This is a genomic window from Nocardioides sp. Z35_8 (genome assembly GCF_059621125.1).
Window position 1 is genome coordinate 267743 of sequence record NZ_JCAQIE010000001.1, and the last position, 12285, is coordinate 280027.

Consider the following 12285-nt stretch of genomic DNA (forward strand, 5'->3'; position numbering starts at 1 on the left):
AGAAGAGCGGAGAGAGGCGCCCAGGCGCCCGGCGGGTCAGACGACCGCGCCGGAGTCCTCGCGGGCCCGCTCGACCTTCTCCTTCTTCACCCGGCTCATGGGCCACTTCTCGTTGAAGTAGGTCAGCAGCGGGGTGGCGACCACGACGGAGGAGAAGGTGCCGACGACGAGGCCGACGAGCAGCGCGATGGCGAAGTCCTGCAGCGAGTCGCCGCCGAGGAAGACGAGCGCGGCCAGGATGAACATCGAGCCGAGGCCGGTGTTGACCGTGCGGGGGATCGTCTCGACGGCCGCCTTGTTGGAGATGTCGATGAACTTGTCGTCGGGCTTGGAGCCCCACCACCGTTCTCGGATGCGGTCGAAGACGACGACGGTGTCGTTGACGGACAGACCGACGATGGTCATCGCCGCGGCCAGGAAGATGCCGTCGATGGGCTTCTGGAGCCACGCGAAGAGCCCGACCACGAGGATCACGTCGTGGGCCATCGCGAGCACCGCCGCGACGCCGAAGGTCCACTTGAAGCGGATGGCGAGGTAGAGCAGCTGGGCGAGGAACGCGACGCCGAAGGCGATGAGCGCGTTGTTGCGCAGCTGCTCACCGAGCGAGGCGCCGATCTGCTGGTCGTCGACCTTGTCGACCGTGCCGCCGACCTTCGCGAGCTCGGCCTCGATCCGCTGCTCCTCCTCGTTGGAGATCGAGCCGGTGCGGACGGTGAAGTCGGCCGTGTCGGCGGACTGGACGACGGCCTCCGGGAAGCCGGCCTCGGCGACGGCCTCGCGCGCCTGGTCGACCGTGAGGTCCTTGCTGACCGAGTAGTCGAGCTGCCGGCCGCCGGTGAACTCGACGCCGAGGTTGAGCCCCTGGGTGACGATGCCGGTGACGGCGAGCACGAGCGCGGCCGCGGAGATGCCGAGCCAGGTGTTGCGGCGCTTCATCAGCTGGGGGTTCTTGCGGTCCAGCCACTCGCGGACCTTGCCGACCGAGCCCAGCCCGCTGACGGCCGGGTGACGCCCGACGGCCTTGTTGGAGACGGCGACGTCGCACAGCACCCGGGCGATGATCAGCGCCGAGACCATCGAGGCGATGACACCGATCGAGAGCGTGACACCGAAGCCCTTGATCGGGCCCGAGCCGAGGAAGAACAGCAGGCCCGCGGCGAGGAGCGTGGTGATGTTGGAGTCGATGATCGCGCTCCACGCCTTGTTGAAGCCCACCTGGAGCGCCCGCCTGAGCCCTGCCGAGGGATAGGCCTGGTACTCCTCCCTGGCTCTCTCGAAGACGAGCACGTTGGCGTCGATCGCCATGCCGATGGCGAGCACGAATCCCGCGAGGCCGGGCAGCGTCAGCGTCGAGCCGAGCCCGACGAGCATGGCGTAGGCGAGCAGCGCGTACGACGCCAGCGCGAGCGTCGCGGCGAAGCCGACGAGCCGGTAGACGAAGATGATGAACAGGCCGGTCAGCGCGATGCCGATGATGCCGGCCTCGATCGAGGCGTCGATCGCCGCGGCACCGAGGGACGGTCCGACGAGGCGGTCGGAGATCGCCTTGAGCTCGAGGGGCAGCGCGCCGCCCTCGATCAGCGCGGCCAGGTCCTTGGCCTCGGTGGAGGTGAAGTTGCCGGTGATGTCGGTGGAGCCGCCGCGGATGCCGACGTCGCAACCGACGTCGGTGTTGACCTCGGGCGAGGAGATGATCTCGCCGTCGAGCACGATCGCGATGCGGCGCTTGGGGTCGCCGGCCGGGTTGCAGGCGGCCTTGCCGGTGATGTCGGCCCAGGTGCGCCCGCCGGGGCCGCTGAAGTCGATGGCCACCACCCACTCGACGCTCTGGTCGCGCTGCACGGCGCTGGCGCCGCTGATCTCCTCGCCCTGGATGACCGTCGGACCGACCTCGAGCGTGTCGCCCTGGTCGGAGGGCAGGACGAGGTTCTTCTTCTTGCTGGGCTTGGCGTCGGGCTGCGCGGTCGCGATGACCTCGTGGATCGTCAGCTTGGCCGTGGTGCCGATGCGCTCCTCGGCCTCCTGGGCCTCCTCGTCGTTGGTGACGCCCGGCAGCTCGACGAGGATGCGGTTGTCGCCCTGGCGCACGAGGGTGGACTCGGCGACACCGAGGGCGTCGACGCGCCCGCGGAGGACCTGCAGCGTCTTGTCGACGTTCTCGGCGTTGGCGGGGGTCTGCTCGGTGCCCTCCGCCTCGAAGACGAACTGCGCGCCGCCCCGGAGGTCGAGACCCAGGTTGGGCTTGACGTTGATGGCGAGCGCCGCGCACCCGGCCAGGAGGCCGAGCACCAGGATGAAGCGGATCCAGACACCTCGTGACATGCGCGACATCCTCCACCACGAGACTTCGAACGCCCCAATCAGGGCCCGGAGGGGTCAACGCGCGGCCCCGGACGAAGGTTCCGAGCCCTCTCGACAGGGGTCGCCGCACGGGTGTTGTGTGGTCAGACTGCGGCCGATCCACGGCCGCGCTCTCGGGAGGGCACATGTCCACACGCAGGAGAACGACCAGTGGCGTACGGCTGGCGGCCGTCGGCGCGCTGGTGGCAGCAGGGTTGGCCGCAGGGGCAGGGGTGGCGAGCGGGGCGGGAGCGCCGGATCGCGACGACGGGCGCCGGGAGGTCGCCCGCACCGCGTCCGACGACACCACCATGATCGTGATGGTCCGGGCGCCGGAGGTCGAGGATCGCAACGAGGTGATCGCCCTGGGCCTCGACGTCACCGAGCACGCCACCGAGCGGGGCATCGAGGTCGTCCTGCACGACGACAAGGACGCCGAGGCGCTGCGCGACGCGGGCTTCACCTGGACGGTCACCGTCGACGACCTCGAGGCGCTCACGCGCGCCAACCGCCAGGCCGACCGGGCCTACGACGCCCGCGTCGAGACCTCGGCCCTGCCCAGCGGCCGGACGTCGTACCGCACCTACGACGACTACCAGCGCGACATGGCCCGGCTCGCCCGGCTCTACCCCACGCTCACCAAGCCGCTCACCCTCGAGAACCCGACGGTGCTCGGCGAGCGCATCCGCGGCCTGGAGATCAGCGTCGGCGCCACCGACGTCCGCGACGGCAAGCCCGTCTTCCTCCTCATGGGCGCCCACCACGCCCGCGAGTGGCCCAGCGCCGAGCACACGATGGAGTTCGCCTTCGACCTGCTGCAGTCCTACTACGCCCGCGACCGCGACGTCCGCGACCGGGCCCGCCGCGTGCTGGAGGACTCGCGCGTGATCGTCGTGCCGATCGTGAACGTCGACGGGTTCAAGATCTCGCGAGGCGCGGCGCCGCTCGGCGACTTCAGCACCTTCGACTACGAGATGAAGCGCAAGAACTGCTCGATCTCGGCGGCCACGCCCGCGCAGTACCGGACCGGGACGTGCGACGACAACCCCGCCGGCCGGCTCCGGGGCACCGACCTCAACCGCAACTACCCCGGCTTCTGGGGAGGCGGCGGCGCGAGCCCCACCTGGTCGAGCGACACCTTCCGCGGTGACGGGCCGGGCAGCGAGCCCGAGTCGGACGCCGTGCGCAAGCTGATCTCGAAGCGCTCGGTCACGGTCATGATCTCCAACCACACCTACAGCAACCTGGTGCTCCGCCCGCCGGCCATCGCGGCCACCGGCCTGGCGCCGGACGAGCCGGAGCTCAAGGCGCTCGGCGACGCGATGGCGGCGCAGAACGCCTACACCAGCCAGGCGTCGTACCAGCTCTACGACACCTCGGGCTCGACGGAGGACTGGAGCTACTGGATCACCGGCGGCCTCGGCTACACGATCGAGATCGGCGACGAGGGCTTCCACCCCGCCTACGAGGAGGCCGTCGTCGGGGAGTACCTCGGCCAGGCCCCCGCGGACAGCGCCGGGCTCGGCGGCAACCGGGAGGCCTACTGGCTCGCCGCGGAGGCGGCGGCCGACGACGCGCTGCACTCCCGCATCCGCGGCACGGCCCCGGCCGGGCGCACGATCACGGTGTCCAAGCACGTCGTGTCGCCGACCTCGCCGGTGATCCAGATCGACGGCACGGTCGGCGAGCCCATCCTCTACGAGGACACGCTCGTCACCGAGTACGCCACCGACCGCGGCGGCCGGTTCGTCCTGGACGTCAACCCGTCGACGCGCCCGCTGGTCGCGGGCCGCTACGGCCGCTACCCCGAGGCGCCGCCGCAGGCGCCGGTCACGCTCGTCAACCCCGCCGGCGTCCCGGCGGTCGGCAGCAGCGAGACCACGACGTTCGAGGTGCAGGGCCTGCCCGCGGCCGACAACGGCTATGCGGTGGTGACCGTCGGCTGGCCGTCGGACGACGCCGAGGCCTACGACTGGGACTTCACGCTCATCGGGCCCGACGGCACGCCGGTGGGCTCGGGCGCGACGCTCGGCAACCCCGAGGTGATCCGGGTCCCCGACCCGCAGCCGGGCACCTACACCCTCGTGGCCGACAACTACGCGGGAGGCGACGCCGCCCACGACTGGACCGGGCAGGTGACGTTCGAGAGCCCCGACCCGCCGATCGACACCGGCGTCAAGGAGGCGTGGGTCGTCTCCTGCACCGACCGTCGCGACCGCGTGCTCGGCACGCGTGAGGTCGTCGTCGACCGGGGCGAGGTCGTCGGCGTCGGCGACGTCTGCCGACGCGGCCGGCTCAAGGACTGAGGTCCGCGCCGCGTGCGCCCGCTGACGAGCTCAGCGGGCGTACGCGGCGAGCTCGCCGGCGAGGTCGGCGTTGGCCCGGCCGACCACGAGCGTGCCGTCACCGGTGTGCTCCATCGAGCCGATCTCGGCCTCCTGGTGGATCCGGTTGACCAGGTCGCCGCGCTCGTAGGGCAGCAGCACGTCGAACTCGACCTGCGGGCGCGGCAGCTCGGACTCGACGGCGCGCAGCGCCTCCTCCATGCCCTCACCGGTCTTGGCGCTCACCACGACGCTGTGCGGCTCGCGCGACCGCAGCCGGCCGATCACCAGCGGGTCGGCCGCGTCGGCCTTGTTGATCACGATGATCTCGGGGACCTTGGTCGCCCCGATCTCGGCGAGCACCTCGCGCACCGCCGCGATCTGGCCCTCGGGGTCGGGGTGCGAGCCGTCGACCACGTGGAGCAGCAGGTCGGCGTCGGCGACCTCCTCCAGCGTCGAGCGGAACGCCTCGACCAGGCCGTGCGGCAGGTGGCGGACGAACCCGACGGTGTCGGACATCGTGTAGATGCGGCCGTCGGAGGTCGTCGTACGCCGCGTGGTGGGGTCGAGGGTCGCGAAGAGCGCGTCCTCCACCAGCACCCCCGCGTCGGTCAGCCGGTTGAGCAGCGACGACTTGCCGGCGTTGGTGTAGCCGGCGATCGCGACGCTGGGCACGTGGTTGCGGCGGCGCGACTGGCGCTTGACCTCGCGGGTGCCGCGCATCTCCTTGAGCTCGCGGCGCAGCTTGGCGATCTTGGTGTTGATGCGGCGCCGGTCGGTCTCGATCTTGGTCTCACCGGGGCCGCGGCCGCCGATGCCGTCACCGCCGGCAGCGCGGCCACCGGCCTGGCGCGACAGGTTGCCGCCCCAGCCGCGCAGGCGCTGCTTCATGTACTGCAGCTGGGCCAGCTCGACCTGCGCCTGGCCCTCCTTGCTCTTGGCGTGCTGGGCGAAGATGTCGAGGATCAGGGCGGTGCGGTCGACCACCTTGACCTTGATCTTGTCCTCGAGGTTGCGCAGCTGGCTGGGGGCCAGCTCGCCGTCGCAGATCACGGTGTCGGCGCCGGTGGCCTCGACGATCTCGCGGATCGCCTCGACCTTGCCGCGGCCGATGTAGGTGGCGGGGTCGGGCTTCTGGCGGCGCTGGAACACGGCCTCGAGCACCTCGGAGCCGGCCGTCTCGGCGAGCGCCGCGAGCTCGGCCATGGAGTTCTCCGCGTCGGTGACGCTGCCCTCGGTCCACACGCCGACGAGCACGACCTTCTCCAGGCGCAGCTGGCGATACTCGACCTCGGTGATGTCCTCGAGCTCGGTGCGCAGGCTGGCCACGCGGCGCAGCGCGTGGCGCTCGGCGAGCTCCTGCGCGCCGACGGTGAGCTCCTCGGGGTCGGGCTCGTCCCAGGCGTCGGACGACGCGTCGTCGGCATAGCCGGACTCGACGTCGTCGGCGAGCAGCTCGTCGTCGAGCTCGATGGTCTCGTCGTCCCAGGCGCGGGTGGCGTCGAGCGCGTCGCGCAGGTTGAAGTCAGGTGCGTTCGTCATATGCCGTCCAGCCTAGGTCGCACCGCCTCACCTGCGCGAACGGTTTCGCGCAGGGCTGACGGCGGGGTGGGCCTCAGGCGCGGTGCCGCCCGGCCGAGGCGGCGGGAGCCGGCCCGGTGAGGGTGCCCACGTCGACGAACTCGTCGCAGGCGGCGCGTACGTCGGAGGGCGTGTGCGGCGGCCCGGCCACCACGACCCTGACGCCGGCGGCGTGCAGGCGCTGGAGCAGGGGGAGCATCGAGGTCATGTCGCCCGCGACGACCACCTCGTCGACGGCGGACTCGCGGGCGATGTCGACGGCGTCGATGGCCAGCGCCACCCGGGCCTGGTCGTCGTCGTCGGCGAGCTGGTGGAACGAGTGCAGCCCCTGGCGGCGCAGGTGCTCGACCCACGAGCCGAGGTCGGAGCGGCTCCAGTCGGCGTAGGCGCGGCACACGGTGACCGAGCCGCGGCCCTCGAGCCGCTGCAGCAGCCCGGCGGCGACCTCCTCGGGGATGCGGCGCGCGTCGATGAGCACGGCCAGCCGGCGCGCCTGCACCGGGTCGGGCCCGGCGGGCCGGCGCGGGAGGACCCGCGCCGCGGGCGGGGCCGGGACGGCGGGACGCAGCGACTCCGCGGCGGGCGCGCGTGCCGGCGGTGGGACGGAGCGCGGTGCGCCTCCACGGCGCGCGCCCACCCATCGGCGTACGAGCGAGGCGAGCTCGCTGTCGTCGCTGTCCACGCCGGCTGTCGCCGGGCGCGGCTCGATCAGGTTGGTCATCGTGAGCCCCCCACAGGCTGTCCTGGACGTTCCGTCCAGCACGATCCTCCATCGCGGGCCGCCGCGGCGGCGATCGGCCGAATCGGGGCCGTCGGTCTGGACCAGCCGGAGCCGGGCGTCAGTGGGTCGGTCAGCGGGCCAGACAGCGGCCCGGTCAGAGGCCGGACAGCGGCCCGGTCAGCGGGCCGGCATCACTTGGGGGGCATCCGGATGCCGCCGTCGACGCGGATCGTCTCGCCGTTCATGTAGGAGTTGGTCAGGCACTCCACGACCATGCCGGCGAGCTCCTCGGCCCGACCCAGGCGCTTGGGGAAGAGCACGTTGCGCCCCAGGTTGGCCTTGAACTCCTCGGGCTCGGGGAAGGCGTCGTAGATCGGGGTGTCGATCAGGCCGGGCGCCACCGTGTTGAGCCGGATGCCGGCCGCGGAGAGGTCGCGGGCGACCGGGAGCGTCATGCCGACCACGCCGCCCTTCGAGGCGGAGTAGGACGCCTGGCCGATCTGGCCGTCGAAGGCGGCGACCGAGGCGAGGTTGACGATGGCGCCGCGCTGGCCGTCGGCGTCGGGCTCGTTGCGGCTCATCACCGTCGCGGCCTGGCGGGTCATGTCGAAGGTGCCGATCAGGTTGATCTCGACGACCCGGCGGAACGCGTCGAGGTCGTGGGCCTGCTCGAGGAGCCCGTCGCGGCCGATGGTGCGCTGCGCCCAGCCGATGCCGGCGGAGTTGACGCACGCGCGCAGCGGGGCGATCTCGGCGGCGGCCTCGACGGCGGCGGCGACCTGGTCGGTCCTGGTCACGTCGACCGGGGCGAAGACGCCACCGATCTCCGCGGCGAGCGCCTCGCCCTTCTCGGCGTTGAGGTCGGCGACGACGACCACGGCGCCCCGCGCGGCGAGGGCCCGGGCGACGGCGGCACCGATGCCGCTCGCGCCGCCGGTGACGATGGCGGAGGATCCGGTGATGTCCATGCGCCGGATGCTATGCCAGTCGGGTGCGGGGCCCGGAGGCGGCTGCGACGGGCCGGGCGTCGACTCAGAGGTCGGTCTCGCCGCGGGCGACTAGCACCGCGGGGCCGGTCATCAGCACGCGGTCGTCCTCGGTCCACACGACGTGGAGGGTGCCGCCGGGCACGTCGACGCGGTAGGTGGTGCCGCGCGGGGCATCGTCGGCCAGCGCCGTGGCGACCGCCACCGCACAGGCGCCGGTGCCGCACGAGCGGGTCTCCCCCGAGCCGCGCTCGTGGACGCGCATCGTGACGTGGTGCTCCCCGCGGCGCACGACGAACTCGACATTGACGCCTTCGGGGAAGACCGCGTCGTCGTGCTCGGGCGGCTCGATGAGCGGGCCCGGCTCGGCCAGGTTGTCCACGGAGGCCACCGCGTGGGGGTTGCCCATCGAGACGTGACGCGCGGGCCACGTCCGGCCCATCACCGACACGCTCGTCTCCCCCAGCACCTCGGGGGCGCCCATGTCGACGGTCAGCTCGTCGCCGGACCGGTCGACGGCCTTGACGCCGGCACGGGTGAGGATCCGCATCGGGAACGGCTCGCCCTCGACGTCGTGGAGGTAGCGGGCGAAGACGCGCACCCCGTTGCCGCACATCTCGCTGACCGACCCGTCGGCGTTGCGGTAGTCCATGAACCACCCGCCGTCGCGGCGCACCGCCCGCAGCACCCCGTCGCCGCCGATGCCGGCGCGACGGTCGCAGAGGGCGCGTACGCGCGCGGCGTCCATCTCGCCGTCGGCGTCGCCGTGGACCGTGCCGTCGGGGTCGGGCAGCACCACGAAGTCGTTCTCGGTGCCGTGTCCCTTGAGGAAGGGGTAGCTCACGCCGCCAGTGTGGCAGGCGGGACGAGCCTCAGCGCGGGTCGACCACCTTGGCCGACCCCTTGCCGCGACGGCTGGGCTCGGCGACCGCCGTCATCCGCTTGCCGGAGCCGAACTCGATCGCCGTCGCCGCCCCGATCTCGGCGGCGCTGGTGAACGCGTCACCGGCGGGCGCCAAGGTGTGGCCCAGGGCCGTGAGCGCCGGGCCGTAGGCCGCGATGAACTCCGGCTCGGCCGTGACGCTGGCGGTGTTGCGCTGGGCGGCGCGCGGCGCGGCGATGGCCTCCTCGATGGTCATGCCGAGGTCGATCCGGTTGACCAGCATCTGCAGGACGGTCGTGATGATCGTCGATCCGCCGGGCGAGCCGAGCGCCAGGAACGGCTTGCCGTCCTTGAGCACGATCGTGGGCGACATCGAGCTCCGCGGGCGCTTGCCGGGCTGGATGCGGTTGGGGTCGGCGGCGTCGTAGACGGTCGAGAAGTCGGTGAGCTCGTTGTTGAGCAGGAAGCCGTGGCCGGGCACGACCATGCCCGAGCCGCCGGTCTGCTCGATGGTGAGGGTGTACTCCACGACGTTGCCCCACCGGTCGGCGACCGTGAGGTTGGTGGTGGAGATGTTCTCGGTGTCGGCGTCGGTCGTGCCCTTGGCCGACGACGGCGAGCACACGCCGTCGTAGGACGTCACGTCACCGGCGGCGACCGGCTTGGTGGCGGCCTTCGCGGGGTCGAGCGCGCAGGCACGCTCGGCGGCGAACCGGTCGTCGAGCAGGCGCTTGACCGGGACGTCGACGTAGGCGGGGTCGCCGACGTGCTTGCCGCGGTCGGCGAAGGCCAGCGCGCTGGCCTCGAGGTAGTGGTGGAGGGCCTGCTCGGCCGTCATCGCGGAGAGGTCGTAGCGCTCGAGGATGTTGAGCGCCTCGCCGACGGTGGTGCCGCCGGAGGACGACGGCGCCATGCCGTAGACCTCGTGGCCGCGGTAGGTCGTGCGGGTCGCGCGCTGCGAGCGGACCTGGTAGTCGCGCAGGTCGCGGGCCGTCAGCCAGCCGGCCGGCACGGGGAGCTCGGTGCGCTTGGTGGTGCGCGGCTTGCGGACCACGTCGGCCATCAGGCGGGCCAGGCGGCCGCGGTAGAACGCCTTCGGGCCGCGCTGGGCGATCAGGTCGTAGGTGTCGGCGAGGTCGGGGTTGCGGAACACCGAGCCGACCCTGGGTGCGTCGCCCTTGGGCAGGAACAGCTTCTTGGTGTCGCGGAACGCCGCGAAGCGCACCTCGTTGTCGAGGGTCTGCTGGCGGAAGGTCTCGTCGACCTTGAAGCCGCGGCGCGCGACCTTGGTGGCGGGCGCGAGCGCCTCGGCCAGGGAGAGGGTGCCCCAGTTGGCGAGGGCCTTGTCCCAGGTCGCCAGGGTGCCGGGGGTGCCGACGCTCGCGCCGCTCGTGACGAGGTCGGGGGTGAAGGTGTAGGGCTTGCCCGTGGCAGGGTCGATGAAGGCGTCCTGCGGCATCTTGCGCGGAGCCGTCTCGCGACCGTCGAGCGTGCGGACCTTGCCCGACTTGGCGTCGTAGTGCACGAAGTAGCCGCCGCCGCCGATGCCCGCGCTGTAGGGCTCGGTCACGCCGAGCGTCGCCGCCGCGGCCACGGCGGCATCGACCGCGTTGCCGCCCGCCTTGAGCACCTTGAGCCCGGCCGCGCTCGCCTCGGGGTCGACCGTGCTGATCGCGCCGCCCTTGCCGACGGCCGTGGGGTCCTTGACCGTCGGTCGGAGCTCGGAGGTCGGCGCCGGCGCGGTGGAGGGCGCCTGGGCCGCCGGCTGCGCGGGCACCGGCGAGGCGACGAGCGACGCGGCGACCGCCAGTCCGCTGGCGGCAGAGAAGGTGGCGGTGACGCGACGAGCGAGGTGGGGCATGGGTTCCTCTCGGGAGTCGTTGGCCCCAACCCTGCCCCCGCCGGTGCGGCTTGTCCCACACCCCACCGGGTGCGTGCCGACGTCAGCCCACGACGGTGTAGCGCCCGCACAGGAAGTCGCGGTTGCGACCGACCTCCTCGAGCCGGAGCTCGACGTGGCGGGGCAGCACGGGCGCGCCGCCGCCGAGGGTCACCGGGGCGTACTGCAGCCACACCTCGTCGAGCAGCCCGGCGTCGTGGAACTGACCGACCAGGTCGCCGCCGCCCACCACCCAGAGGTCCTTGCCGGCGGCGGCCTCGGTCATCGCGGCGTGCACACGACGCACGTCGTCGCGGTCGAAGCGGACGCTCGGCGGCGCCTCCGGGAAGGTGCGGTGGGTCAGCACCCACGTCGGCAGCGGTCCCCACGGGTCGTCGTCGTGGTCGAGGATCCACTGCCAGGTCGACGCCCCCATCACGCACGCGCCGAGGCGCTCGCGGAAGCCGGGATAGGCCATCGGCCCCTCCTCGTCGATGTCGCGCGAGGTGAGCCAGTCGAGCGAGTGGTCGTCGGCCGCGATGAAGCCGTCGAGCGTGCAGCCGGTGTAGTAGATGGTCGCCATCGGACCACCATGGCACCGCCCGCCGACACCGCGCCCCGGGCGAGCTCAGCCCAGCAGGGCCTCGACCGCCCCGACCGCCTTCTCGACGCGGTCGGGGTCGTCGTGGGCGACCCACACGATGCGCGGGTCCTTGCGGAACCAGGCGTCCTGGCGGCGGGCGAAGCGCCGGGTCGCGACGATCGTCTGCTCGATCGCCCGGTCGAGGCTGCGGTCGCCGGCGAGGTAGCCCATCACCTCCCGGTAGCCGATGGCCCGTGAGGCGGTGCGGGCCTCGGCGAGGCCGCGCTCGAGCAGCGCCTCGACCTCCTCGACGAGCCCTCCGGCGAACATCTCCTCGACGCGGTGGGCGATCCGCTCGTCGAGAGTCGGCCGGTCGATGTCGACGCCCACCTGCACCGTCAGCGGGTCGACGTACTCCAGCCGTGGGAGGCTGGCGCTGAACGGGCGGCCGGTGAGCGCGACGACCTCGAGCGCGCGTACGACGCGGCGCCCGTTGTCGGGCAGGATCTGCGCGGCCGCCTCCGGGTCGACCCCCGCCAGCCGCTGGTGCAGCGCGTGGCTGCCCACGCGCTCGAGCTCGGCCTCGAGCTCGCGGCGCAGCGAGTCGTCGGTGCCGGGGAACTCGAAGCGGTCGAGGATCGCGCGGGTGTAGAGCGCCGACCCACCCACCAGCACCGGGGTGGCGTCGCGACCGCGGATCTCGGCGATCGCCTCGCGCGCCCAGCCCTGGAACAGCGCGACGGTCGCCGGCTCGGTGACCTCGTAGAGGTCGAGCAGGTGGTGCGGGATGCCGCGCCGCTCCGACTCGGGCAGCTTGGCGGTGCCGACGTCCATCCCGCGGTAGACCTGCATCGCGTCGGTGTTGACCACCTCTCCCCCGAGCCTCTCCGCGAGGTCGAGGCTGAGCCCGGTCTTGCCCGAGGCCGTGGCCCCCACGACGGCGACGACAGGACGGGGCATGAGCCGATTGTCGCAGCGCCCTACGGTG

General features: G+C 72.6%; 9 protein-coding genes. 1 reads left to right on the forward strand and 8 read right to left on the reverse strand.

The genetic code is table 11. The features are described from left to right. Positions 1-36 precede the first annotated feature (36 nt). The gene (gene secD, locus AC54T2_RS01275; RefSeq protein WP_496665316.1) at positions 37-2322 is read right to left on the reverse strand and encodes a protein translocase subunit SecD; all 2286 of its coding nucleotides are present in this window, start codon (positions 2320-2322) and stop codon (positions 37-39) included. Positions 2323-2486: 164 nt separating this feature from the next. Between secD and AC54T2_RS01280 the strand changes: the two genes are divergently transcribed. Further along, positions 2487-4646 carry a M14 family zinc carboxypeptidase gene (locus AC54T2_RS01280; RefSeq protein WP_496665317.1) on the forward strand — a complete coding sequence of 720 codons (2160 nt, stop codon included), beginning with the start codon at positions 2487-2489 and terminating at the stop codon, positions 4644-4646. 30 nt (positions 4647-4676) lie between these two features. Here AC54T2_RS01280 and hflX read toward each other — a convergent pair whose 3' ends face one another. The 7 genes from hflX to miaA form a co-directional block, all read right to left on the reverse strand. Continuing rightward, positions 4677-6206 (reverse strand): GTPase HflX, encoded by a 1530-nt coding sequence (hflX, locus tag AC54T2_RS01285; protein WP_496665318.1) that lies wholly within the window; start codon positions 6204-6206, stop codon positions 4677-4679. Between the two features lie 73 nt (positions 6207-6279). Then, positions 6280-6966 carry an NYN domain-containing protein gene (locus tag AC54T2_RS01290; protein WP_496665319.1) on the reverse strand — a complete coding sequence of 229 codons (687 nt, stop codon included), beginning with the start codon at positions 6964-6966 and terminating at the stop codon, positions 6280-6282. A 191-nt stretch (positions 6967-7157) separates the two neighbouring features. Then, positions 7158-7934, reverse strand: coding sequence for an SDR family oxidoreductase (locus AC54T2_RS01295; protein WP_186339149.1), 777 nt, complete (start codon positions 7932-7934; stop codon positions 7158-7160). Positions 7935-7998: 64 nt separating this feature from the next. After that, the gene (gene dapF / locus AC54T2_RS01300) at positions 7999-8796 is read right to left on the reverse strand and encodes a diaminopimelate epimerase (RefSeq protein ID WP_186339150.1); all 798 of its coding nucleotides are present in this window, start codon (positions 8794-8796) and stop codon (positions 7999-8001) included. 28 nt (positions 8797-8824) lie between these two features. Further along, positions 8825-10696, reverse strand: a complete 1872-nt coding sequence (ggt, locus tag AC54T2_RS01305) for a gamma-glutamyltransferase (protein ID WP_496665320.1) — start codon at positions 10694-10696, stop codon at positions 8825-8827. An 82-nt stretch (positions 10697-10778) separates the two neighbouring features. Next, entirely contained in the window at positions 10779-11297 is a 519-nt protein-coding gene (locus AC54T2_RS01310; protein ID WP_186339152.1) for a dihydrofolate reductase family protein, read from the reverse strand. 45 nt (positions 11298-11342) lie between these two features. Beyond that, complete coding sequence (miaA, locus tag AC54T2_RS01315; protein ID WP_489975166.1) at positions 11343-12257, reverse strand: tRNA (adenosine(37)-N6)-dimethylallyltransferase MiaA; 915 nt, start codon at positions 12255-12257, stop codon at positions 11343-11345. Between the last annotated feature and the right edge of the window lie 28 nt (positions 12258-12285).